Source organism: Pantoea sp. SGAir0418, assembly GCF_043529865.1.
The window spans coordinates 1,941,471-1,967,259 of record NZ_CP027911.1 but is presented as its reverse complement, the minus strand read 5'-3'; the positions used below and the strand labels follow the sequence as shown (position 1 = coordinate 1,967,259).

Genomic DNA, 25,789 nt, shown 5'->3' with positions numbered 1-25,789 from the left:
GTTGTCAGGCGGATTGCTCAGGCGGATAGCGGGTGATGTATACGCGGAGACGCGGCGGGTCGCCACCGACCGCGCCCCACATGATTAACGGTACCGCCCGGCATCAGGCGACGCCGAGCGCACTTTTCACCTCATTGGCGATCTTCTCGACCTGCGGCCCGTAAATTACCTGCACATCGTGCTCGCTGACGCGGTTGACGCCGTTGGCACCGGTCGACAGCAGCGTTTGATCCACCACTTCTTTCATCTCTTTGACCCGCACGCGCAGGCGAGTGAAGCAGCAATCGACGTCCTCTATATTGGCCTCTCCGCCCAGCCCGCTGATGATCACGCGGGTGCGTTCATCCGCCGCCACCTGCAACGGTTTGGCTTCCTCTTCGGATTCGCGCCCCGGCGTTTCGACCTGCATCCGGGTAATCACCAGGCGAAAGCCCCAGTAATAAACCGGCGCATAAATGGCGCCCAGCACCAGCGTCCACCACCAGTGGGTTTTGCTGCCGCCGAGAATGCCAAACACCAGCAGATCAATCGCGCCGCCCTGCACGTTACCGATCATCAGGTGCAGCATCGACATCAGCATAAATGACAGGCCGGTCAGCAGCGCGTGCATCACGTACAACACCGGCGAGACGAAGATGAAGCAGAACTCCAGCGGTTCGGTGATGCCGGTGGTAAACGAGGTCAGCGCGCCGGCCAGCACCAGCGCTTTGACCCGCTGCTTATGTTCAGGTTTGGCGGTGTGATAGATGGCCAGCGCGGCGGCGGGCAGACCGAACATCATCACCGGGATTTTGCCCTGAGCGAGAAACTGCGTGGCGGTACGCACGGTGTCGTCCGGAATCGCGCCGGGATGGGTCAGCGAAGTGTTAAAAATATTCAGCGCGCCGACGATGGTCTGGCCGTCCACCGTCGCCATGCCGCCAATCGGCGTAAAGCGCACGGTTTCATTGAGGATGTGATGCAGGCCGGTCGGAATCAGCAGGCGCTCGCAGGCACCGAGCAAAAAGGCACCGTACTGACCGCTTTTACCGATCATCTGGCCGACCCACGCAATGCCCTGGCCGATGGTTGGCCAGATTAGCGCCAGCAGCACGCCCGTCAGCGGCAGCACCACCACCGTCACGATGGGCACAAAGCGACGGCCGCCAAAAAAGCTGATCGCCGTGGGCAACTGCTGGGTATAGAAGCGGTTGTGCAGCATCACAGTGAGCAGGCCGGCAATCACCCCGCCCAGCACGCTCATGTTGTAGGTAAAAATGCCGAGCATGTCGATGTACTCGGCTGACGTCATCATGGCGCTGGTCTGGTCCATACCCGCCTGCTGCAGCGCCTCGGGCGTGGTGGTGGCTGCCGTCAGCCCTTTCGCCGCCAGCGTGGCGCTGATCCCCACATTCATGGCGATATAGCCAATCACTGCCGCAAACGCGGCGGTGGGTTTCTCCGCTTTGGCCAGCCCAATTGCGCTGGCGACGGCAAAAAATACCGGCAGGTTGGCAAACAGCGCGCCCGCCACTTTACGAATAAAACCGATGATCAACTGCGGCACCTGTAAACTGGCAAATGCTTCACCGGTGATCGCCGGATTCTGCAACGCGGCGGCCAGACCGAGAAAAATACCGGCGGCAGCAATGACGGAGATCGGCATCATTAAGGCTTTGCCGAATGCGTGAACCTGACTGGCAAGTTGCTTCATGGAGCGCGCCCTTTTGCTAACGGAAAGAGCAATTATTAGCCACTATTTGGCCGCGCACTTACACGCCGGCGCGCGACAGCCGATAATTTATGATGGCGATCACGCTTTTACCCCTGGCGCGCGATAAACGTTAACTATCGCACCATTAAGTCAATCAATTAGACAACTTTTGCCGTCAGTCGCACACTTCTCACCAACAGAAGTCATATTCTGATAACAATTCATAAACAATAAGCCTGCGACTATCATGAAATTTAAACGTAAGATTCAGCCCTATCGCGCCGCTGCGGGCGGCTGGGGCTCGCTGGAAGCCACCACCCGTTTTGTCCTTGACAGTAAAGCCGCCCTGAAAAACATGCGTAACCTGATGCGCATGAACAAAGCGCGCGGCTTTGACTGCCCGGGCTGTGCCTGGGGCGATGATAACAAGAGCACCTTCAGCTTCTGTGAAAACGGCGCGAAAGCCGTGACCTGGGAAGCGACGCGCCGCGTTGTTGAGCCAGAATTTTTTGCCCGCCACAGCGTCAGCACCCTGTATCAGCAGAGCGACTATTTCCTTGAGTATCAGGGCCGTCTGACCCACCCGATGCGCTACAACAGCGCGACCGATCACTATGAACCGATTAGCTGGAATGACGCCTTCGCGCTGATCGCGCAGCATTTGCAGGCGATGGATCATCCGGATCAGCTGGAGCTGTACACCTCCGGTCGCGCCAGCAATGAAGCCTCGTGGCTGTACCAGCTGTTTGGTCGCGTGCTGGGCACCAACAATTTCCCTGACTGCTCCAACATGTGTCACGAAGCCAGCGGCACCGGACTGAAACGCAGCATTGGCGTCGGTAAAGGCACCATTCGCCTGGACGATTTCGACCACGCTGATGCGATTTTTGTCTTTGGTCAGAACCCCGGCACCAACCATCCACGCATGCTGCACAGCCTGCGTCACGCCGCCGATCACGGCGCCAGAATCGTGACCTTCAATACCCTGCGCGAGCGCGGCCTGGAACGTTTTGCCGATCCGCAGAAGCCGCTGGAAGTGGTGACCTCGATGGCCGGCAACATCAGTTCTGCCTATTATCAGCCTAACCTCGGCGGTGATATGGCGGCGGTGCGCGGCATGGTTAAAGCGCTACTGGAAGAGCAGCGTAAACGGCTGGCCGCCGGTGAAAAAGGCATATTCGATCAGGCCTTTATTGACGCCAACACCCAAGGCGTTGAGCAGTATCTGGCGGCCGTCGACGAGACCCGCTGGGAGCAAATTGTGCAGCAGTCGGGCCTGAGCGAAGCGCAGATTCGCGAAGCCGCCGCCATTTACCAGAGCGCCGAACGGGTGATCATCACCTGGGCGATGGGCATTACTCAGCACAAACACTCGGTCGATACGGTACGGGAAATCGTTAACCTGCAGCTGCTGTTTGGCCAGCTCGGCAAACAAGGCGCAGGCCTGTGCCCGGTGCGCGGCCATAGTAACGTGCAGGGTAACCGCACCATGGGCATCGACGAGAAACCGTCGAAAGCGTTCCTTGATGCGCTGGGCGCACATTTTGCTTTTGAACCGCCGCGCGAGCACGGTCATAACACGGTTGAAGCGCTCAACGCCATGCTGCGTGATGAAGTCAAAGTGCTGATTGCGCTGGGCGGTAACCTCGCCGCGGCGGCGCCGGACTCACCGGTTACCGAAGAAGCGCTGCAGCACTGTGGTCTGACGGTACACATCAGCACCAAGCTGAACCGCAGCCATCTGGTACCGGGCCACGAAGGCCTGATTCTGCCGACGCTGGGCCGTACCGAGCGCGATCGCCAGGCCAGCGGCAACCAGTTCATCACAGTGGAAGATTCGTTCAGCATGGTGCATGCCTCAGAAGGTGTCGGCATTCCGCTGGCGGAGACGCAGCGTTCGGAAACAGCCATTGTGGCCGGTATCGCGCACGCGACGCTGGGCAGCGACCACATCGACTGGCTCGGCATGGCCGCTGATTACAACGTCATTCGCGATCACATTGCGGCGACCATCCCCGGCTTCGCTGATTTTAACCGTCAGTGTGATATTCCCGGCGGCTTTTACCTCGGTAACGCTGCCGCAGAACTGCGTTTCAATACGCCATCGCGTCAGGCAGAATTCAGCGCGGCGGCACTGCCGACCTCGCTGTTCCCGCAGCTGGGCAATGACGTTGAAGTGCCGTTCACGTTGCAGACGCTGCGCTCGCATGACCAGTACAACACCACCATTTATGGCCTGGATGACCGCTATCGCGGCGTGTACGGTCAGCGTGAAGTGGTGTTTATCCACCCGGACGACATGGCGTCGCTCGGTTTCAGCGAAGGGCAGCTGGTTGACATTGAAACCCTGTGGAATGACGGTCTGACGCGTCGCGTCAGCGGCTTTAAGCTGGTGCCGTATAATATTCCGCGCGGTAACCTTGCCGCCTACTATCCGGAGACCAATCCGCTGGTACCGCTCTCCAGCTACGGTGACGGCAGCGGCACGCCCACCTCTAAATCGGTACCGGTGAAGCTGGCGCTGACCGCCGCCGCGCCCACCCAGCGTATCGCCTGAGTTCTGTGCGTTACCAGAAAGTAAAAAGCCGCGTAAAGCGGCTTTTTCGCCTGTTTTAGCCTTGCCGCGCGGACCTGATTCGCGTAAAACTGTCCACCGCTCTTAGGCCACGAAACTAAATATATTATGTTCCAGGATAACCCGCTGCTCGCGCAGCTGAAAGAGAAGCTTCACGCGCAGACCCCGCGCGCCGAAGGTGTTGTGAAAGGCACGGAAAAAGGCTTTGGCTTCCTCGAAGTTGACGCTCAGAAAAGCTACTTCATTCCCCCTCCGCAGATGAAGAAAGTGATGCACGGCGACCGCATTTCCGCCGTGATCCACACTGATAAAGACCGCGAGAGCGCGGAGCCGGAAACCCTGATTGAGCCGTTCCTGACGCGCTTTGTCGGCCGCGTGCAGAAAAAAGATGACCGCCTGTCTATCGTGCCGGATCATCCGCTGCTGAAAGACGCGATTCAGTGCCGTGCGGTGCGTGGCCTGACCCACGATTTCCAGAACGGTGACTGGGCCGTGGCAGAGATGCGCCGTCATCCGCTGAAAGGCGATCGCGGTTTCTATGCCGAACTGACCGAATTTGTTGTCACCGCGGACGATCACCTCGCGCCGTGGTGGGTCACGCTGTCGCGCCACAATCTGGAGCGCGAAGCACCGGAAGTGGGCTTTGGCGAGATGCTGGACGAACAGCTGCAGCGTGAAGATCTCACCGCGCTGAACTTTGTCACCATCGACAGCGCCAGCACCGAAGATATGGACGATGCGCTGTATGTTGAAGAGCTGGCAGAAGGCAAGCTGGCGCTGACCATCGCCATTGCCGACCCGACCGCTTACGTTGCCGCCGGCAGCGAACTCGACCAGCTGGCCGCCAGACGCGCCTTCACCAACTATCTGCCGGGCTTTAACATCCCGATGCTGCCGCGCGAACTGTCAGATGATGTCTGCTCGCTGCGCCCTAACGTCAGGCGTCCGGCGCTGGTGTGTCGCGTTACTGTGCTGCCGGATGGCAGCCTGGCTGACGATGCCCACTTCTTTGCCGCGTGGATCGAATCCAAAGCCAAGCTGGTGTACGACGAAGTGTCGGACTGGCTGGAGAACAGCGGCAGCTGGCAGCCGGAAAATGACACCATCGCGCAGCAGATTCGCCTGCTGCATCGCCTGTGCCTGGCGCGCGGCGAGTGGCGTCAGACGCACGCGCTGGTGTTCAAAGATCGCCCTGACTACCGCTTCGTGCTGGGTGAGAAAGGCGAAGTGCTGGATATTATTGCGGAACCGCGCCGCATCGCTAACCGCATCGTGGAAGAAGCGATGATCCTCGCTAACGTCTGCGCCGCTAAAGTGCTGCAGGAGAAGCTTGGCTTCGGTATCTACAACCTGCACACCGGTTTCGACCAGGCGAACGCGGAACAGGCGGCTGGCGTGCTGGCTGGTCACGGTATCACGGTTGATCCGCAGGCCATTACCACGCTGGAAGGCTTCCGTCAGCTGCGTCGTCAGCTTGATGCGCAGCCAACCCAGTATCTCGACAGCCGCATTCGTCGTTTCCAGAGTTTCGCCGAAATCAGCACCGAACCGGGCCCGCACTTTGGTCTCGGCCTCGACGCCTACGCGACCTGGACGTCACCGATTCGTAAATTCGGCGACATGATCAACCATCGTCTGCTGAAGGCTATCGTGCGCGGCGAAAGCATTGCGCGGCCACAGGATGACGTGACCCTGATCATGAGTGAGCGTCGCCGTCTCAACCGCATGGCCGAGCGCGATGTCGGTGACTGGCTGTACGCGCGCTTCCTCGCGCCGTTTGCCGGCACTGACCGCAAATTCAGCGCGGAGATCATCGACGTTTCGCGCGGCGGCATGCGCGTGCGCCTGCTGGAGAACGGTGCGGTCGCCTTTATCCCTGCCCCGTTCATTCACGCCGTACGTGACGAACTGGTGTGCTCGCAGGAGAGCGGCACCGTGCAGATCAAAGGTGAAGTGGCCTACCGCGTGACCGATGTGATTGATGTGACCATCGCCGAAGTGCGCATGGAAACACGCAGCGTGGTGGCCCGTCCGGCCGCCTGAGCATGAAATCGTGCGGGATAACAGCCGTTATCCCGCATTTTTTCCCGCCCGCCTGAACAGTTGTTAAATTTGTTTCCCGCTTCACACTTCTGATCCGATTCCCTGTCGTTAACAATTCATTACATTACTTTTAACTTGTTGTATTCCGATCGCCTTTTTCCCGGTCCCTACAAGGAGTTAACTCATGAACAACGTCAGAACCGGATTGATCTGGTTAGCGGTGGCGTTAATTGGTGCGGCTGCGTTCGCCATGCTGGCGCTCAGTCGCGGCGAACACGTTAATGCCGTCTGGCTGGTGATCGCCTCCGTCGCCTGCTATAGCATCGCGTATCGCTTCTACAGCCTGTTTATCGCCAGGCGCATTTTTGAGCTGGACGACCGGCGCCGCACGCCGGCAGAGCGCTTCAATGACGGGCTGGACTATGTTCCTACCAACAAATGGGTGCTGTTTGGCCACCACTTTGCCGCGATCGCCGGTGCCGGTCCGCTGGTCGGGCCGATCCTGGCGGCGCAGATGGGTTTTCTGCCCGGCACCATCTGGATTCTGGTCGGCGTGATGCTGGCCGGCGCGGTGCAGGATTTTCTGGTGCTGTTTATCTCCACGCGCCGCGACGGTCGTTCGCTGGGTGAGATGGCGCGCCAGGAACTGGGCTCGTTCGCCGGCGTGGTCACCATGCTCGGTGCGCTCGGTGTGATGATCATTATTCTCTCCGCGCTGGCGCTGGTGGTGGTGAAAGCGCTGGCTAACAGTCCGTGGGGGCTGTTTACCATCGCCGCCACCATTCCGATTGCCCTGTTCATGGGCGTGTATATGCGCTTTCTGCGCCCGGGTAAAATCGCCGAAGTGTCGATCATCGGCTTTGTGCTGATGATGGCGGCGATCATTTACGGCGGTGACGTGGCGGCCGATCCGTACTGGGGACCGATTTTTACCCTGAAAGGCACCGAGCTGACGTGGGTGCTGGTGATCTACGGTTTTGTTGCCTCGTCACTGCCGGTGTGGCTGCTGCTGGCGCCGCGTGATTACCTCTCCACCTTCCTGAAAATCGGCGTGATCATCGGGCTGGCGGTGGGCATTCTGTTCGCCATGCCGGAACTGAAGATGCCGGCGGTGACGCGCTTTATCGACGGCACGGGGCCGGTGTTCTCCGGCGCGCTGTTCCCGTTCCTGTTTATCACCATTGCCTGCGGCGCGATCTCCGGCTTCCACGCGCTGGTGTCGAGCGGTACGACGCCAAAACTGGTGGAGCGCGAAAGCCATATTCGCTTTATCGGCTATGGCGCCATGCTGATGGAGTCCTTTGTGGCGATCATGGCGCTGATTTGTGCCTCGGTGCTCGATCCGGGCGTCTACTTTGCCATGAACTCACCGGCGGCGCTGATTGGCACCACGGTGGAGAACGCGTCTCAGGTAATTAACGGCTGGGGCTTTGTGGTGACGCCGGAGATGCTGAGCGGTATCGCCGGCGAAGTGGGCGAAAGCACCATTCTCTCCCGCGCCGGTGGCGCACCGACGTTTGCCGTCGGGATGGCGCATATCATCACCGAGGTGTTTAACAGCCGTGCAATGATGGCGTTCTGGTATCACTTCGCCATTCTGTTTGAGGCGCTGTTTATCCTCACCGCCGTGGATGCCGGTACCCGCGCCTGCCGTTTTATGGTGCAGGATCTGGTCGGGACCGTGATACCTTCGCTGGCTAACAACCGCTCGTGGCTCGGGAACATGGCCGGTACCACCGTGGCGGTGGCGGGCTGGGGTTTCTTCGTGTATCAGGGCGTGGTCGATCCGCTCGGCGGCATCAACACCCTGTGGCCGCTGTTTGGCATCGGTAACCAGATGCTGGCGTCGATGGCGCTGATCCTCGGTACCGTGGTGCTGTTCAAAATGAAAAAGCAGCGTTACGCCTGGGTGACGATTGTGCCGACCGCCTGGCTGTTTATCACCTCCATGACCGCCGGCTGGCAGAAAATTTTCCATGAGAAACCGTCAATTGGTTTCCTCGCGCAGGCCAGTAAGTTCCGTAAAGGTCTCGATGAGGGCGTGATTATCGCACCGGCGAAAACCGTGGCCGACATGCAAACCATCGTGTTCAGCAACCAGATCAACGCGGCGCTGTGCGGCTTTTTCATGCTGGTCGCGGTAACCATGCTGATTGCGGCGTTCTTTGTCATCCGGCGCGCGCTGCGCAGTTCAGTGCCGACCACCCATGAGTCGGACGTGTCACTGCGGCAGGAGGTGCGCAATGTCTGAGGCCATTTTACGCTGGAAAAAGCCGCACGCGGGCTGGCAAATTCAGCAGTGCTTACCGCTCGCTGCCGCGCCGTGCTCACGCTGGCAGCGTCTGTGGCAGGGATTACAGCAGAGCTTCCGGTTAATGGTGGGCGTGCACGACTATCAAACTTATCTGAAGCATATGCGCGAAAAACATCCGGAACAGACCCCTATGGATGAGCGCGCCTTCCATCGTTACTGCCTGGAGGCGCGTTTTCCCAGCCAGGCGGGCAAACTCGGCAAGTGCCCGTGCTAACCTTTCAGCCCCGGAATCCGGGGCTTTTTCGTGCCATTCTTTAATAAAAACAAAAATATATTCAGTTTGCATCTTGTGCTGGCGCAGGAGGTTGAATACTGTTGCTAAAATAATGAGATACCCCTGCTGCGCATTCCCCCGGAGGAAGTTTCCATGACCGATGAACAAGGGCAAACGTTGCTATATACCTTGTTTGGCACAACCAGCCCTCATTGGCGTTTAACTTCAGATAGCGATGCGCTGCATTTTGCCGAAGATGAAAATGCCAATACCAATATGGCGGTGCCCCTGACGCCGGCTCAGGCCAGTCTGCTGCGTGCCATGACGGTAATTACTTCCAGCATCAACCTGACCCTTTCACTGCATGGCTCGCCGGTGCCGATGCACTTTGTCGGCCGTAAAGTGAATCAGTCCACCTGGGCCGGTACCGCATCCGCCTGGGGCGATACCTCGTCGGTGGCGCGCGATTTAACCCTTGGCCTCTCCTTCGCCGAACAGGTGGTGTCAGAAGCGAATTCGGTAATCGTCATCCTCGATCAGCGCGGCAACATTCAGCGTTTTAACCGCCTGAGCGAAGAGTACACCGGCCTGAAAGAGCAGGAAGTGATTGGCCGCAATGTGTTTCAGCTGTTTATGACCAAGCAGGAAGCGCAGGCGTCGCGCCGCAACATCGCCGGGTTCTTTCGCGACGGCAACTCCTACGAAGTGGAGCGCTGGGTTAAAACCCGAAAAGGTCAGCGACTGTTTCTGTTTCGTAATAAGTTCGTCCACAGCGGTAGCGGAAAAAATGAAATTTTCCTCATCTGTTCCGGAACCGACATCACAGAAGAGCGTCGGGCGCAGGAGCGCTTACGCGTTATGGCCAATACCGACACGGTGACGGGCCTGCCGAATCGCAACGCTATCCATCAGCAAATTAGCCTGGCACTGGAGCTGGCTAATGGCAGCCAGACCGGCGTGGTTTACCTCGATCTCGACAATTTCAAGAAGGTAAACGATGCCTACGGCCATATGTTTGGCGACCAGCTGCTGCAGGCGGTGTCGCTGGCGATCCTCAGCTGTCTCGGCAAGGACCAGACGCTGGCGCGCCTCGGCGGTGATGAGTTTGTGGTGCTGGCTGAGCACACCAGTCAGGCGGCGCTGGAGGCGATGGCCTCACGCATTCTGGAGCGGCTGCGTCAGCCGTTCCGTATCGGGCTGATCGAAGTCTACAGCGGCTGCTCGATTGGTATCGCCCTCGCCCCGCTGCATGGTGAAGATCGCGAAAGTCTGATTCGTAACGCCGATACCGCGATGTACCACGCTAAAGAGAACGGGCGCGGCAAATTCTGCGTGTTCGCCAGCGAGATGAACCAGCGCGTATTTGAATATCTGTGGCTGGATACCAATCTGCGCAAAGCGCTGGAGCAGGATCATCTGGTGGTGCACTATCAGCCGAAGATCGATCGCGACGGCGAAGTGCGCAGTGCCGAGGCGCTGGTGCGCTGGAATTCACCTGAACGCGGCCTGGTGCCGCCTGGCGATTTCATCTCTTACGCGGAAGAGTCCGGACTGATTGTGCCGCTCGGGCGCTGGGTGATGCTGAACGTGCTGCAGCAAATCGTAAAATGGCGCAGCGAAGGCATTTACCTGCGTGTCGCAGTGAACGTTTCCGCCAAGCAGCTGATCGACCAGAGCATCTACAGCGACCTGAAACAGGCGCTGAGCGAAGCGGGCATCAGCGAGTGTCCGATAGACATCGAGCTGACGGAAAGCTGCCTGATCGAGAACGAGGCCGGTGCGCTGAAGCTGATGAAACAGTTTCAGGAGTTAGGCGCACAGGTGCATCTGGATGATTTCGGCACGGGCTACTCTTCGCTTTCCCAGCTGGCGCGCGTGCCGATCGATGCGATTAAGCTGGATCAAAGTTTTGTGCGCAATATCAACAAGCAACCGGTATCGCAGTCGCTGGTGCGCGCGATCGTTGCCGTGGCGAAAGCCCTGGATTTACAGGTCATTGCCGAAGGCATCGAAACCAAAGCCGAAGAGAAGTTTGTGCTGACCAACGGTGTCGATGGGCGTCAGGGTTATTATTATGCGAAACCAATGCCCGCAGAGCAGCTCGGGCATTGGCTGGCTAAGCATCCTGCCCGCGTTTAACGTCTTAGCGTACTGCTAACCGGCTTTACGCAGTGATGCGCTGTGACGATTTTGCAGCTGTACCAGACGTTCCATGTAGGCAATATCTTTCGGTTCCAGCGTGAAAGCATAGTCGACCCAATCCTCAGTGATATCCATCAGTTCTGCCCGTGACAGCTGCAGCACGCGCTGTCGCGCTTTCAGCATGGCACGGACTCCATTCAGTTTTGGCCGCAGCGTATCGATAAAGGTGCGCGTGGTGCGGTAGCTGTCACCAGGCTGGAACACTTTGTCGACCAGACCACGGGTTTCATACCACTCTGCGCTGTGCGACTCCCCTTCACAGATCAGCTCTTCGGCCAGCTTCATCCCGGAGCGGCGGGCCACCAGTGAGTAGCCGCCCATGCCGGGGAACAGGTTGAAGGCAATTTCCGGGAAGCCCATACGCGCACTGTTCTGCGCCAGAATGAAGTGGTGCGCCAGCGCCGCTTCAAAACCGCCGCCCAAGGCACTGCCCTCAATCATCGCCAGCGTCACTGCGCCGGTGTCAAACCCGCGGGCCGCCGAATGGATGCAGTCAACACAGGCGCGGGCGTAGGCGCGCAGTGCTTCACGCCGGTTGTTGCGAATGCATTCGACAAAGAAACGCAAATCGCCCCCGGCGTTAAACATCTGCGGCACCAGCGATCCGGTCACCCAGAAATCAATTGGCAGACCGGAACGCTGGGCGGCGTAGCTCAGGTTCATGATCTCCTCAATTAATTCGTGGTTGAAACTGGGGCGCGGCTGAGCGCGCAGCATCATCCACATGGTGTGTCGGCCTTCCTCATAATAGGCGGCGAGCTGGGTGGTTTGGCCGACTTCGGTAAACAGGCGGCAGGTTGGTTGGTTAATTACTGTCATCGTCTCATCCTCTATTTATGTGATGCGTTAAACGCCACATCAGCGTAATGCAGAGTGAGGCCAGACCAAATGAGAGTTTGATTTATAACGTAAAATCCAGAGAGATCCCCGAGCCCCTGCCTGAGGAAAGATTAGCGGGCTTACTTAATGACGGCGCAACAGCCGGCAAGCGCATAAATACGCTTAACGCATAGTGAATAAATCACAGCATTAACAGTCTCCGTCTCGTCCGGGCACGCAATCCCCTTAAATAAAAAAGGCACCCGCCGGTGCCTTGAGACAACATCACGCGCTCAGCCTTGCCCGTACCAGGCGTTCTTCCCGTGCTTGCGCAGATAGTGCAGGTCAAGCAGGGTCTGAGCGATAGGCGGCAGCTCCGCGCGCAGCTGCTCGGTGTGCAGCGCCATGTAGGCCACCTCTTCCAGCACTACCGCACTGTGCACCGCGCTATGTGCATCTTTACCCCAGGCAAACGGCCCGTGGGAGTTCACCAGCGCAGCAGGAATCGCGCCGGGCTCAATGCCGCGCTGCGCAAAGGTTTCAATGATGACCTGGCCGGTGTGCCATTCATATTCCTGCTCAATCTCTGCCCGTTGCATGGCGCGGGTGCAGGGAATGGTGCCATAGAAATCGTCAGCGTGGGTGGTGCCCCATGCCGGGATGTCCCTGCCCGCCTGCGCCCAGATGGTGGCGTGGCGCGAATGGGTGTGCACGATGCCGCCAATCTCCGGCCACGCCAGATACAGTGCGCGGTGTGTCGCGGTATCCGAGGATGGCCGCAGCTGGCCCTCAACGACATTGCCGCTTTCCAGTTCGACCACCACCATGTCGTCGCGCTGCATCTGCTCATATTTAACGCCCGAGGGTTTGATCACCAGCAGCCCGCGCTCGCGGTCTACCGCACTGACATTGCCCCACGTAAAGGTCACCAGGTTGTAACGCGGCAGGTCGAGATTGGCCTCCAGAACCTGCTGTTTCAGCGCTTCCAGCATTGTGTTTTCTCCGCCATACAGTCATCAGTGAATTGTGCGGAGCCACCGCTAAAAACGTTATGGAGGGAATGGCTGGATTAGCAGCGGAAAGTGGCTAAAGCGGGCAAAGTGTGGGGTTTGATACGGGATCCGGATGCGGACACCACGTCGGGATTTCAGAGTTTTCTTTCTGCATACACATCCGCTTACGCCTAGAATTATCTCAAGCCTGCGGCGGTACCAAAATGGTTTTTGCCAGCAGCGTGAACAACGTGCGCAAGTGGTTGCGCGCCAGCGTGCAGGCTGAAGGAAAAGCACCGCCTGAGTGTATCGGGCGAACAACTTCAGGGCGTAACATCTATACTTAACGAGTTGCCTCTGAGCAAACCATCAAGGAGATGTCCATGACTACAACAATGAAACGCGTGACGGTTGCCGTGCTGGCAACGACGTTAGTGGTGGCCCTGAGCGGCTGTTCCAACTGGTCAAAACGTGACCGCAACACGGCGATTGGCGCCGGTGCCGGTGCTATTGGTGGATCGGTGCTCACCAACGGCAGCGCGCTGGGTACCGTCGGTGGCGCTGCGGTGGGCGGCATTATTGGCCATCAGGTTGATTAATAATAATATTGTAGCAGGCTACGCAGCGCATCTACGTCACATCGGGCCACCTTGTGTGGCCCGCTTTCATTAACCGCCCGCCAGTTTAACCTTCATGCCTTTGGCTTCCAGCAGCGTTTTAAGCAAATCGCGCTTATCGCCCTGAATCTCAATCACGCCCTCTTTCAGCGCCCCGCCGCAGCCGCACTTCTTCTTAAGTTCGGCCGCCAGCTTTGCCAGCGCGTCATCATCGAGATCGATGCCGGTGATCAGGCACACGCCTTTACCTTTACGCCCGCTGGTCTGGCGCTGAATGCGCACGATGCCATCGCCTTTCGGTCGCTGCGGTTTCTCTTCGCTATGTGTAATACGGCCGGTTTCGGTGGAGTAAACCAGCGGATTGTCCTGAGCCATTAGCCCTCCTGTAAACTGTGCAGGATTTGCTGCAGCGTCTGCGCCGGGTCGGCAGATTGAGTGATAGGTCGCCCAATCACCATGTAATCCACGCCGGCCTGTTGTGCCTGCTGCGGCGTCATGATGCGGCGCTGATCGCCGGCCTCGCTACCCGCCGGGCGAATACCCGGCGTGACCAGCGCGAAATCCTGCCCGATAACCTGTTTAAAGTGCGCGGCTTCCTGCGCCGAGCACACCACACCATCAAGACCACACTCGCGCGTCAGCCGTGCCAGACGCTCAGCCTGCTGCGCCGGCGATAAGGTGATGCCAAGACCTTTGAGATCGTCTTCGTCCATGCTGGTCAGCACCGTAACCGCAATCAGCAAGGGCGCATCACTGCCAAACGGCAGCAGTGCTTCGCGCGCCGCATTCATCATCCGCGCCCCGCCGCTGGCATGCACGTTGACCATCCATACGCCGAGATCCGCTGCCGCCGCGACCGCATGCGCCGTCGTGTTCGGGATGTCATGAAATTTGAGATCGAGGAATACCTCAAAACCGCGCGCCTGCAACGTCTTCACCAGCGACGGTCCAAACAGGGTAAACATCTCTTTACCCACTTTCAGACGACACTGGCCCGGATCGATACGGTCAACGAACTGCAGTGCGCTATTGAGATCATGATAGTCGAGTGCCACCAGAATCGGTGAGTGAGTAACAGGCATAACGTTTCCTCAGAGGCTGGCACCCGCAGGCGCGATGGACAAACGGCAAGCATTCTACCCGTGCAACCCGGCCACGACAACGTTGCGACGGCGATTGCCTTGCTGTTTGACGAGGTGATGCACAGTGCTGAAGCGTGGATGATAATTTCTCTATAAGTATGTTGTAACTATTATGCGTTATGAATAATCACCGAACGCGGCCAGCTTACTGGCCGTCGAGTCCGCGAATCGGTTTAACGGAAGACCAGGCACGGCACGATGGGCAGTGCCAGTAAAGCGCATGCGCGGTGAAGCCGCACTTCTGGCAGCGGTAGCGCGGTTTAGTACGAATCTGTTCGCCAACCATGTCGCGCAGCACCATCAGACTCTCTTTGGCGCGGCCATCTTCTGCCTCATGCAGGTGGAAATCCATCAGACGATGGAACACGCGCATGGTGGGATGACGCTGCAGCTGACGGTTAATGTAGAGCTGTGCCGCTTCCGGCCCCTGCTGCTGCTCCAGAATGTCTGCCAGATAAAGTTCCGCCGCGGCACCGGAGTTCTCTTCAACGCAGCGTTGCAGGAACTGCGCCCAGCTGTCAGGCTGCTCCAGCCGCTGATAGCAGGTTTCCAGCATCGGCAGCGTTTCACTCACCAGTTCTTTGTCCTGTTCAAGCACGCGCTGCAGCCGCTGCGCCGCTTTCGCGTATTCGCCCTGCTCCATCAGGATACGTCCCATCATGATGGAAACGCGCGCGCTTTGATGGTCGGCCGCTTCACCCTTTTTCAACAGGCTCATGGCACGATCGAGGTCGTCACTGCTCAGCGCCTGCAGCGCCAGCTCGCAGTAGAAATGGGCGATTTCGCCCTTTTGCTTATCTTTGCCGAGTTTTACCAGCCGCTCCGCCACCTCGATGGCTTTCTGCCAGTCGCTGGTCGCCTGATGAATCAGCAGCAGTTGCTGCAGCGCGCTGATGCGAAAATCGGTTTCATCGATCAGCTGACTGAACATGTCTTCGGCGCGATCGTACAAACCGGCGGCCATGTAGTCGCGTCCCAGCTGCTGAATGGCCAGCAAACGCTGATCGTAGGTAAGCGACGCGCTTTCCATTAACGACTGGTGGATGCGGATGGCACGGTCGACTTCGCCGCGCGAACGGAACAGGTTACCGAGCGTCAGGTGGGCTTCAACGGTACCGCTGTCCTCTTTCAACATATCGAGGAACAGATCGACCGCTTTATCCTGCTGATTAGAAAGAAGAAAGTTAACCCCTGCCACGTATTCGCGTGACAGACGGTTAGCTTCCTGTTGCTTATCCTGCTGCGCACTGCGGCGGCCCATATACCAGCCGTACGCCGCCGCGACAGGAAGAAGCAGAAACAGCAATTCAAGCATCGAACATTAATCCCGACGCACTGCAGTGGAGGTGCTATTTACCGCAGCAGATTGTTCATTTTGCGCCTGCATACGTTTCAGTTTGCGCTGTGCATGCGCCAGCGAAACACGAATGCGCAGCCAGAACAGGCCACAGATCGCCCAGCCCAGCAAAAATCCGGCACCAAACAGGCAGGCCAGCAAGGTTGAAATGCGGAATTCGCCCTGCGCCAGCAGATAGTTGAAAGTGACAATCTGGTCATTATGCGCTCCGAGCGTGACGGAGATGATGAAAATGACCAAAACCACGAGAAAAATCAGCAAATATTTCACAATGCGTCCTGTCGTGAGGTTATCCGGTAGAGTATGCCAAAAAAGTGCCGCCGTTGCTGCTTATCCGCGCAGCAGTTAGTGCCCTTTCTGCAAGTACAATCAATCATATGGGGGCAAAGGGAGAAATTACAATCCGTCATCGCGCCCGGCAATCTCACGCTGCTCTTCCGGCGGCACGCTGAGCGGGCCGCAAAAGCGCTGCGCCAGCCAGGTTGCCAGCGTCACCAGCAGCCACGAGATCAGCGTCGCGACCACCAGATCGCGCGGCCAGTGCATGCCCAGTACCAGCCGGCTGCCCATGACCAGCGTAGCCCAGACAAACAGCACCACCACCGTGACAACATGCCGGCGCGGCCATAACAGGCCAATCACCAGCAGCGCCCAGCTGGCGGCAAACATGGTATGGCCAGACGGAAAAGCAAAGCCCGTCTCAAACGCCCAGTGATTTTTTAACCAGGCGGGCAGCTTTGTGTCATTGGCGAGCAAGGCGGACACCATTTCGCCGCGCTGCTGCCGTTTCAGCTGATAAAACTGCTGTTCGTTGACGCCGTGGCTGTGCTCAAGCCAGACCACATACGGCCGCGGCTCCTGCACCTGCTCTTTAATAAAGGTTTTGGTCGACTGACCGGTCAGAATCGCGCCGTTCATGATAATCAACAACAGAATGGCCGGCCTGAGGCGAAAGCGCAGGCACCACAATACCCAGCCGCTCAGAATCAGGCTGGTCAGCGTGCCCCACGGACTGGTGACGGTTTCGGTGATCCAGAACAGCACGCGCAACAGATGCCCGCTCTCTCCCGGTTGCCACTGCCAGCCGGAAAGCCATACGCCCAGTGGCATCAGCAGTAATAAAAACGCGCCCAGCGTGGTGCGTTGCACAATTTTTAACATCTTGTCCCTTTATTGTTTCCCGACCTGACAGGCGTATTGCATAACTTTAGTTGAAAAAAGAATAACATACCCGTTGCGGCTTAGATAATTGTGCTTTATCACTACAATCACTCTGACTGATTAGCGGCCCTGGTTCAGGTTGTGGCACAATATCGGCAGTTTCGTCGGGCCAGTCGGGCCCGTGCGTTATCATGATGATAGCGCATCTTCTGAAGGTTCTGGAGAGTCACATGCAGCTGAAACGGGTAGCAGAAGCCAAACTGCCCACGCCATGGGGAGATTTCCTCATGGTTGGTTTTGAAGAACTGGCAACCGGCCACGACCACGTCGCGCTGGTTTATGGTGATATTAGCGATCACAATCCGGTGCTGGCGCGCGTCCACTCCGAATGTCTTACCGGCGATGCGCTGTTCAGCCTGCGCTGCGACTGCGGCTTCCAGCTGGAGGCAGCGCTGACCGCCATTGCGGAAGAAGGACGCGGCGTGCTGCTGTACCATCGTCAGGAAGGCCGCAACATCGGGCTGCTGAACAAAATTCGCGCCTATGCGTTGCAGGACAAAGGCTACGACACGGTGGAAGCGAACCACCAGCTGGGCTTTGCCGCCGATGAGCGTGACTTCACCCTGTGCGCCGACATGTTTAAACTGCTGGGCATCAATGAAGTGCGTTTGCTGACCAACAATCCGCGCAAAGTGGAGATCCTGTCAGAAGCGGGTATCAATATCGTTGAGCGCGTGCCGCTGATCGTTGGCCGTAACCCGAAAAATGCGCACTATCTCGATACGAAAGCCGAGAAGATGGGACATCTGCTGCCGAAATCGTAACGCGGCGGTGCGCGCACTTGCAAAGCGCTTCAGTGACACACGCTGTCAGCGTCAATAATAAAGCCGGGCATGCATGCCCGGCTTTGTTTTTTAGTTGAGCATATTGCGTATCACATAATGCAGGATGCCGTCGTTCTGGTAATAGGTCAGCTCATTACCGGTATCGATACGACAACGAGTATCCAGCGTCTGCTGACTGCCGTCAGCCCGCGTCAGCGTCACCGGGACGCTGCAGCCGGGCTGCAACTGCGCCAGATTTGCCACATCGATCCGCTCTTCCCCGGTCAGCTGTAGCGTCTTACGCGTTACGCCCGTCGGGAACTCCAGCGGTAAAATGCCCATGCCGATCAGGTTAGAGCGGTGAATACGCTCGAACGATTCGGCAATCACCACGCGCACGCCCTGCAGGCGCGGACCTTTCGCCGCCCAGTCGCGGCTGGAGCCGGAGCCGTACTCTTTCCCGGCGATCACTGCCAGCGGCACGCCCTCCTCCTGATACTTCATCGCCGCATCGTAGATGGCCAGCTGTTCCTGGCTCGGATAGTGCCGGGTATAACCGCCCTCGACGCCGGGCACCATTTCGTTGCGAATACGGATGTTGGCAAACGTACCGCGCATCATGACTTCGTGGTTGCCGCGTCGTGAACCATACGAGTTGAAGTCGTTACGCTCAACGCCGTGCGCCAGCAGATAACGCCCCGCCGGACTCTCCGCTTTAATGCTGCCAGCCGGGGAGATATGGTCGGTTGTCACCGAATCACCGAGCATCGCCAGGATGCGCGCGCCGTGAATGTCCTGCACCGGCTGCGGCGTTTTTTCCATATCGTCAAAGAACGGTGACAGACGAATATAGGTGGAGCCTTCGTCCCAGTCATAGGTGGCGGCTTCGCTGACTTTGATCTGCTGCCACTCGGGCGTGCCGTCGAACACCTCGGCGTACTCTTTATGGAACATGTCGCTGGTAACTTTCTGCACCGATGCGGCAATCTCTTCCGGCGATGGCCAGATATCCTTCAGATAGACGTCATTGCCCTGCTGATCCTGACCGATCGGATCAGTCTGCAGGTTGATCTTCATGTTGCCTGCCAGCGCATACGCCACCACCAGCGGCGGAGACGCCAGCCAGTTGGTTTTCACCAGCGGATGGATGCGCCCTTCAAAGTTACGGTTGCCGGACAACACGGCACCCACCGTCAGATCGCCCTCTTTGATCGCGCTTTCGATCTCATCCGGCAGCGGGCCGGAGTTACCGATGCAGGTGGTGCAGCCGTAACCCACCAGGTTAAAGCCCAGCTCATCAAGATACGGGGTCAGTTGCGCCACGGCGAGATAGTCGGACACCACTTTTGATCCTGGTGCCAGCGAGGCTTTAACCCAGGGCTTGCGCATCAATCCACGCTCAACGGCTTTTTTCGCCAGCAGGCCAGCCGCCATTAAGACGCTGGGGTTGGAAGTGTTGGTACAGGACGTAATCGCGGAGATCACCACGGCGCCATCATCCAGCTGGATGCGGTCGCCGGTTTCACTGTCCAGATAGCTGACCGTTTTGTGCGGCTTCTGCGCGTGATTCACTTCCAGCTCGTTACTGGCGTCAAAGGCCGCCGGTACGTCGCCGAGGGAGACGCGGTCCTGCGGACGTTTCGGACCGGCGAGGCTCGACTCTACCTCAGCCATATCCAGCGCCAGCGTGCTGGTGAAGATGGGTTCATCGCCCGGTTTACGCCACAGCCCCTGCTGTTTTGCATAGGCTTCCACCAGCTCAACCTGCTGTGCATCGCGCCCGGTGAGCGTCATGTAGCTGAGCGTTACTTCATCAATCGGGAAGAAACCGCAGGTTGCGCCATATTCTGGCGCCATGTTGGCGATGGTGGCGCGATCCGCCAGCGGCAGATCGGCCAGTCCGTCACCGTAGAATTCGACAAACTTACCGACCACCCCGTGCTTGCGCAGCATCTGCGTCACGGTTAATACCAGGTCGGTGGCGGTGATACCGGGACGCAGTTTGCCGGTCAGCTTGAAACCCACCACATCGGGAATCAGCATTGAAACCGGCTGGCCCAGCATGGCGGCTTCAGCTTCAATGCCGCCTACGCCCCAGCCAAGCACGCCCAGGGCGTTAATCATGGTGGTATGGGAATCGGTGCCGACCAGCGTATCCGGATAAGCCACTTCTTTGCCGTCCAGCGTTTCATGCCAGATGGCTTTACCGAGGTACTCCAGATTGACCTGATGACAGATACCGGTGCCCGGCGGCACGACGCGGAAACGGTTAAAGGCTTTTTGCCCCCAGCGCAGGAAAACGTAGCGTTCGTGGTTGCGTTCCATCTCCAGGCGCACGTTTTCTTCAAATGCATCGTCATCGCCAAAATGGTCGACCGTGACCGAGTGGTCAATCACCAGATCGACCGGTGACAACGGGTTAACTTTCGCCACATCACCGCCCAGCCGCTTAACGGCTTCACGCATCGCCGCAAGGTCAACCACGGCCGGTACACCGGTGAAATCCTGCATTAATACGCGCGCCGGACGATAAGCAATTTCGCGATCGGCATGTGCAGTTTGCTGCCACGCCACCAGCGCCTGAATATCTGCTGCCGTTACGGAATCTTCATCCTGCCAGCGCAGCAGGTTTTCCAGCAGAACCTTGAGGGATTTTGGTAAGCGATCGATGTCACCGACCTGCTGAGCGGCTTTCGGCAAGCTGTAGTAATGATATTTTTTTGCCCCTACTTCCAGCGCATCCTGACTCTGCTCACGTAACGTTAACGACATAACTCCTCCTTTTATGGGCTCTTCTGCTAAACCTCAGAGAGTGCAAGGTTTAGCTTAAAGATAGACCACATTTTCGTTAACGTTTTGATAACAACACGAATTGACACACAAAACCGCAACGAAAAATGCCCTGACTAATGTCAGGGCATTCAGAAAGCGTTAACTGGCAGGATTAGCGAATTACAGGACGGCCCAGACGGCCGCAGCCCAAAAGGCCATTGAGAAGGCATAAACGCTGAGCCATGAAAAAGTTGTGGTATTCATCTGTCACTCCTCCCGGATCGCGGGCAACAAAAAGCCATCGTCTTCAGCGTTGTACTGATGACACCGTTTTTTTAGATGCTGAGTGTTAAAGGACGGGCTTTTAACGTGCCCACCGGAGAGTCCGGTAAAAATGCGCGACAGTATGTCTTAATAAGAATTGGACGCAGACTGCGTTATTTAGACTTCGGATCCATGAATGATTCAATAAAGCTGCGCTGCTGTTCACTCAGTTCCCAGGAAGCCGGGATTGCCACTTGCGGTTCAGCAGGCGCTTCTTTGGCTTTGCACACCGGTGCTTTAGGCTGACGCGCAGCGACCGGATATTTACGACTGAGTGTATTTGCCCACATGGCTTAACCCCACATACGCCAAATCATTAACGCCACCACTACCCAGAACAGTGCTGAAGCAGCGAAGACAGTCAACCAGGCTTTGCGACGGATGTTACCTGAACGCTCTACCTTGGTGCTTTTAGCCCGGAAGTCCGGTTGTACAGTTAATCTCGTAGTCATAGTTTTTGATAATCACTCTCAATAAAACGATTGATAACAACGATGAAGATTTAGGACGAATCCTAAACTTGTTAAGTCCAAAAATCCAGTTATTTTTATTGAGCACAACGATTAACGCTATTTATCAAAACCGCCAAAACTGATGAGATAAATTTAAGCACGCTGCAAACTATTAATTTAATAGTTACATTGTAAATTTGGCTTAAACCAAAATTAGATCCACTCTAAATTTGAGTTTAATTTAACGAGCCAGTTAAAAAGCCCTTTCTCATCAGCTCTTAACTGGAGTATGGGAATATTCCTGGCAGTCCGCAAAGCGGCAAAGTAAAAATTGTGTACTGATTCGCATTTAATAAATAACAATGAAAAAACATGTGACGCATGTTTCATTTACAAAAAAATAATGGAATTTTTTGAGGTTCTGCTGGTGCTAAGCGGCGGGAAGTGTGCGGGAAGTCGCTGGACATCCCGCAAAAATAATGAGTTAGGTAATTACCTGAAAGGAAGCTTGATATCGCGGAACATCGCTTCAATATCTTCGTTTGAGCGCAGCGCCACAGCGGCGTCCACCACGTCTCGCGTCAGATGCGGTGCGAAGCGCTGAATGAAATCATACATATAGCTGCGCAGGAAGGTGCTGCGCCGGAAACCAATCTTGGTGGTGCTATTGGTGAAGATTTCTGAAGCTTCAATGCGCACCAGATCCGGATCGGAAACCGGGTCCACCGCCATGCTGGCAATCACCCCAACCCCCAGTCCTAAACGCACATAGGTTTTGATCACGTCGGCATCGGTTGCGGTAAAAACAATACGCGGCGTTAAACCGGCACGGTTAAACGCAGTATCCAGTTCTGAGCGGCCGGTAAAACCAAAGGTGTAAGTCACCAGCGGGAAATCAGCCAGCTCCTCAATCGACACATTGGATTTCCCCGCCAGCGGATGATCCGGTGTGACCACAATGGCGCGGTTCCAGTGATAGCACGGCAGCATAATCAAGTCGTCGTACAGGTGCAGCGCTTCGGTGGCAATGGCGAAATCGGCGTTGCCTTTGGAGACCGCCTCAGCAATTTGTGTGGGCGAGCCCTGATGCATATGCAGGGAAACGCGCGGATAGCGTTCGATAAAACCTTTGATTACGCCAGGCAGTGCATAACGCGCCTGAGTGTGGGTCGTGGCCACGTACAGCGATCCTTTATCTGGCCAGGTGTGTTCACCGGCGACCGATTTGATCGCATCCACTTTGGACAAAACTTCGCGGGCAATACGGATAATCTCTTCACCCGCTGGCGTCACCTGCGTCAGATGTTTGCCGCTGCGGGCAAAAATCTGCACGCCCAGCTCATCTTCCAGCATGCGCACCTGCTTACTGATGCCCGGTTGCGAGGTATACAGCCCCTCTGCCGTGGAGGAGACATTGAGGTTGTGGTTAACGACTTCAACGATGTAACGCAACTGCTGCAATTTCATAGTTATATCTTCCCGATAGCGACAGAGGTGCATTCCCTGCAGGCGTGTATCCGCCCTGATGGCGTAATAATGAGGGAAAGCGAGTCAGCAAAATGCAATAAGCTATAACTACTATATCAGTTAACGTAAGAATGTAGAACGATTAGCTATAAGGATGGGAAAAAGGCCAGCGAACGCTGGCCTCCAAGGGGATTACTTCTTCGCTTCCTGCCACTTACCGTCGATATAGAAAACTGACCAGCCGGTCGCTTTGCCCTCTTTTTCTGAGGCAACATACTGCTGTTTAGTCTTACGGCTAAAACGCACCAGCGTTTTATTGCCTTCCGGATCCACTGCCGGGGCTTCGGCCAGATATTTCAGTTTCTCCGGCAGACGGTCAGCAAAGCGCTGCAGCTCTTCCACCAGCGGCGCACGGGTTTCACGCGATTTCGGGAAGGTGTTAGCGGCCAGGAACACGCCCGCAGCTCCGTCACGCAGCACAAAATACGCATCCGATTTCTCGCACGGCAGCTCCGGCAGCGGTACCGGATCTTCTTTCGGCGGCGCGACTTCGCCGTTACGCAGAATCTTACGGGTATTTTTACACTCGTCGTTGGTACAGGCCATGTACTTACCAAAACGCCCCATCTTCAGGTGCATTTCAGAGCCACATTTTTCGCACTCAACAATCGGACCGTCATAACCTTTAATACGGAATTCACCCTGCTCGATTTCATAACCGTCACACTCCGGGTTATTACCACAGACGTGCAGTTTACGGCCGTTGTCGATCAGGTAGCTGTCCATCGCGGTGCCGCACTTCTGGCAGCGACGACGGGCGCGCAGCGCGTTGGTTTCGGCATCATCGCCTTCCAGCACGTTAAGCACTTCGTTTTCCGGGATCAGGTTAATGGTCTGCTTGCAGCGCTCTTTCGGCGGCAGTGCATAACCGGAACAGCCCAGGAACACGCCGGTACTGGCGGTGCGAATCCCCATTTTACGTCCGCAGGTTGGGCAATCGATCGAGGTCAGCACCATCTGGTTCGGCTGCATGCCGCCCTCTTCCGGATCTTTCTCCGCCTGCTCCAGCTGCTGGCTGAAATCACTGAAGAATGAATCCAGCACCGCTTTCCATTGCGCTTCGTTATTCGCAACCTGGTCGAGACTGTCTTCCATGTGCGCGGTGAAATCATAATTCATCAGCTCACGGAAGTTCTCTTCCAAACGATCGGTAACAATCTCACCCATCTTCTCGGCGTAGAAACGGCGGTTTTCCACCCGCACGTAACCGCGATCCTGAATGGTGGAAATGATCGAAGCATAGGTAGACGGGCGGCCAATGCCACGCTTCTCCAGCTCGCGTACCAGCGAAGCTTCGCTGAAGCGCGCCGGCGGCTTGGTAAAGTGCTGGCCCGGCAGCAGGGATTTCAGATCCAGCGTGTCGCCCACGTTCACCGGCGGCAGCGTCAAATCTTCATCATTTTTACGCAGCGCGGGCATCACTTTGGTCCAGCCGTCGAAACGTAGCGTACGCCCTTTCGCTTTCAGTTTGAAATCTGCCGCGCCGACGGTCAGCGTGGTGGAATCATATTGCGCAGGCACCATCTGGCAGGCCACGAACTGGCGCCAGATCAGCTGATACAGCTTCTGCGCATCCGCTTCCATATCCTTCAACTGCTCGGCGGCAACGTTGACATCAGAAGGACGAATCGCTTCGTGCGCTTCCTGTGAATTCTCTTTGCTGGCATAGGTGTTGGGCGCATCCGGCAGGTAGTTCTTGCCGAATTTTTTCTCCACATAGCCACGCGCCATCGCCACCGCATCCTGACTCAGGTTGGTGGAATCGGTACGCATATAGGTGATGTGACCGGCTTCATACAGACGCTGCGCCATCATCATGGTTTTTTTCACGCCAAAACCAAGGCGGGTGCTCGCCGCCTGCTGCAGCGTCGAGGTGATAAACGGCGCCGACGGTTTGCTGCTGGTCGGCTTGTCTTCACGATCCAGAACCGCGTAACGCGCCTTTTCCAGGATGGCCACGGCCGCTTCGGTTTGCTCGCGGTTAACCGGGCGGAACGCTTTATCGCCCTGATGCGTTACCCTGACCGCCAGCGCATCGCCTTTCGGCGTTGACAGATCGGCGTCAATTTCCCAGTACTCTTCCGGTACGAAGGCTTTGATTTCGCGCTCGCGCTCCACCACCAGACGCACGGCAACCGACTGCACGCGTCCGGCCGACAGGCCACGGGCAATTTTTTTCCACAGCAGTGGCGAGACCATATAGCCCACCACGCGGTCCATAAAGCGACGCGCCTGCTGCGCATTCACGCGTTCGATATTCAGTTCGCCCGGCTTATCAAACGCCTGACGAATCGCATTTTTGGTGATTTCGTTAAACACCACGCGGCTGAAGCGTTTATCGTCGCCGCCGATCACTTCCCGCAGGTGCCAGGCGATGGCTTCCCCTTCGCGGTCAAGGTCGGTTGCGAGATAGATGTGGTCGGCATCGGCAGCCAGGTTTTTCAGCTCGGAGACCACTTTTTCCTTGCCGGGCAGAATCTGATAGTCCGCTTCCCAGCCGTGCCACGGGTCAACGCCCATACGATTAACCAGCGCGGCCTTTTCATCTTTCTTTACCTTCTTGCCGGTTTTCGCCTTTTCCCCGTCGGCACTTTTACGGGCCGTTGAACCACTGGTCGGCAAATCACGGATATGACCGACGCTGGATTTCACCACGTAGTCATTACCGAGGTATTTATTGATTGTTTTGGCCTTTGCCGGGGACTCAACGATGACGAGTGCTTTACCCATATGTACCTTTACCTAATTGAAACGTCCTGAT

The 25,789-nt window shown here is 56.9% G+C and carries 20 protein-coding genes; 7 read left to right on the top strand and 13 right to left on the bottom strand.

All coding sequences use genetic code 11. The features are described 5' to 3' along the window. Positions 1-103: 103 nt before the first annotated feature. Positions 104-1,693, bottom strand: a complete 1,590-nt coding sequence (locus C1N84_RS09035) for a PTS transporter subunit EIIC (protein WP_104092982.1) — start codon at positions 1,691-1,693, stop codon at positions 104-106. A 247-nt stretch (positions 1,694-1,940) separates the two neighbouring features. On the opposite strand from C1N84_RS09035, the gene C1N84_RS09030 reads away from it, so the two are divergent. The 5 genes from C1N84_RS09030 (at position 1,941) to pdeR (ending at position 10,978) form a co-directional block, all read left to right on the top strand. After that, entirely contained in the window at positions 1,941-4,250 is a 2,310-nt protein-coding gene (locus tag C1N84_RS09030) for an FdhF/YdeP family oxidoreductase (protein ID WP_058774634.1), read from the top strand. Positions 4,251-4,376: 126 nt separating this feature from the next. Next, positions 4,377-6,311: an exoribonuclease II gene (locus C1N84_RS09025; protein ID WP_058758611.1), complete on the top strand. Its 1,935-nt coding sequence runs from the start codon at positions 4,377-4,379 to the stop codon at positions 6,309-6,311. 184 nt (positions 6,312-6,495) lie between these two features. Further along, the gene (locus tag C1N84_RS09020) at positions 6,496-8,562 is read left to right on the top strand and encodes a carbon starvation CstA family protein (protein ID WP_141495400.1); all 2,067 of its coding nucleotides are present in this window, start codon (positions 6,496-6,498) and stop codon (positions 8,560-8,562) included. Then, complete coding sequence (locus C1N84_RS09015; protein WP_264443443.1) at positions 8,555-8,839, top strand: YbdD/YjiX family protein; 285 nt, start codon at positions 8,555-8,557, stop codon at positions 8,837-8,839. The genes C1N84_RS09020 and C1N84_RS09015 overlap by 8 nt, the downstream gene beginning before the upstream one ends. 153 nt (positions 8,840-8,992) lie before the next feature. Further along, a complete protein-coding gene (gene pdeR / locus C1N84_RS09010; RefSeq protein ID WP_058758614.1) occupies positions 8,993-10,978 on the top strand; it encodes a cyclic di-GMP phosphodiesterase in 1,986 nt (661 codons plus the stop codon). A gap of 15 nt (positions 10,979-10,993) precedes the next feature. Here pdeR and C1N84_RS09005 read toward each other — a convergent pair whose 3' ends face one another. Then, a complete protein-coding gene (locus C1N84_RS09005; protein ID WP_021505954.1) occupies positions 10,994-11,860 on the bottom strand; it encodes a crotonase/enoyl-CoA hydratase family protein in 867 nt (288 codons plus the stop codon). A gap of 293 nt (positions 11,861-12,153) precedes the next feature. Then, on the bottom strand, positions 12,154-12,852 hold the full coding sequence (gene araD / locus C1N84_RS09000; protein ID WP_021505953.1) for an L-ribulose-5-phosphate 4-epimerase: 699 nt from the start codon (positions 12,850-12,852) through the stop codon (positions 12,154-12,156). Positions 12,853-13,235: 383 nt separating this feature from the next. Here araD and osmB point away from each other — a divergent pair, with 383 nt between their 5' ends. After that, positions 13,236-13,451 carry an osmotically-inducible lipoprotein OsmB gene (gene osmB, locus C1N84_RS08995; RefSeq protein ID WP_031279061.1) on the top strand — a complete coding sequence of 72 codons (216 nt, stop codon included), beginning with the start codon at positions 13,236-13,238 and terminating at the stop codon, positions 13,449-13,451. A gap of 69 nt (positions 13,452-13,520) precedes the next feature. Here osmB and yciH read toward each other — a convergent pair whose 3' ends face one another. The 5 genes from yciH to pgpB all read right to left on the bottom strand — a co-directional run bounded on the left by yciH (position 13,521) and on the right by pgpB (position 17,129). Next, a complete protein-coding gene (gene yciH / locus C1N84_RS08990) occupies positions 13,521-13,844 on the bottom strand; it encodes a stress response translation initiation inhibitor YciH (protein WP_021505951.1) in 324 nt (107 codons plus the stop codon). Continuing rightward, on the bottom strand, positions 13,844-14,551 hold the full coding sequence (gene pyrF, locus C1N84_RS08985; RefSeq protein WP_021505950.1) for an orotidine-5'-phosphate decarboxylase: 708 nt from the start codon (positions 14,549-14,551) through the stop codon (positions 13,844-13,846). The genes yciH and pyrF overlap by 1 nt, the downstream gene beginning before the upstream one ends. 205 nt (positions 14,552-14,756) lie before the next feature. Next, the gene (gene lapB / locus C1N84_RS08980) at positions 14,757-15,926 is read right to left on the bottom strand and encodes a lipopolysaccharide assembly protein LapB (protein ID WP_215785860.1); all 1,170 of its coding nucleotides are present in this window, start codon (positions 15,924-15,926) and stop codon (positions 14,757-14,759) included. A gap of 6 nt (positions 15,927-15,932) precedes the next feature. Next, positions 15,933-16,238, bottom strand: coding sequence for a LapA family protein (locus C1N84_RS08975; protein WP_058771279.1), 306 nt, complete (start codon positions 16,236-16,238; stop codon positions 15,933-15,935). Positions 16,239-16,364: 126 nt separating this feature from the next. Further along, positions 16,365-17,129 carry a phosphatidylglycerophosphatase B gene (gene pgpB / locus C1N84_RS08970; RefSeq protein ID WP_264443433.1) on the bottom strand — a complete coding sequence of 255 codons (765 nt, stop codon included), beginning with the start codon at positions 17,127-17,129 and terminating at the stop codon, positions 16,365-16,367. 230 nt (positions 17,130-17,359) lie between these two features. Here pgpB and ribA point away from each other — a divergent pair, with 230 nt between their 5' ends. Beyond that, positions 17,360-17,953, top strand: a complete 594-nt coding sequence (gene ribA, locus C1N84_RS08965; RefSeq protein WP_058758620.1) for a GTP cyclohydrolase II — start codon at positions 17,360-17,362, stop codon at positions 17,951-17,953. Between the two features lie 90 nt (positions 17,954-18,043). On the opposite strand, the gene acnA is transcribed toward ribA, so the two are convergent. The 5 genes from acnA to topA all read right to left on the bottom strand — a co-directional run bounded on the left by acnA (position 18,044) and on the right by topA (position 25,758). Next, complete coding sequence (acnA, locus tag C1N84_RS08960; RefSeq protein ID WP_264443430.1) at positions 18,044-20,725, bottom strand: aconitate hydratase AcnA; 2,682 nt, start codon at positions 20,723-20,725, stop codon at positions 18,044-18,046. A 437-nt stretch (positions 20,726-21,162) separates the two neighbouring features. Further along, on the bottom strand, positions 21,163-21,339 hold the full coding sequence (locus C1N84_RS08955; RefSeq protein ID WP_021314644.1) for a hypothetical protein: 177 nt from the start codon (positions 21,337-21,339) through the stop codon (positions 21,163-21,165). 3 nt (positions 21,340-21,342) lie between these two features. After that, positions 21,343-21,501 (bottom strand): YmiA family putative membrane protein, encoded by a 159-nt coding sequence (locus tag C1N84_RS08950; protein WP_071813666.1) that lies wholly within the window; start codon positions 21,499-21,501, stop codon positions 21,343-21,345. 492 nt (positions 21,502-21,993) lie between these two features. Next, positions 21,994-22,968: an HTH-type transcriptional regulator CysB gene (cysB, locus tag C1N84_RS08945; protein ID WP_021510116.1), complete on the bottom strand. Its 975-nt coding sequence runs from the start codon at positions 22,966-22,968 to the stop codon at positions 21,994-21,996. A gap of 192 nt (positions 22,969-23,160) precedes the next feature. After that, entirely contained in the window at positions 23,161-25,758 is a 2,598-nt protein-coding gene (gene topA / locus C1N84_RS08940; RefSeq protein ID WP_264443425.1) for a type I DNA topoisomerase, read from the bottom strand. Positions 25,759-25,789: the final 31 nt, after the last annotated feature.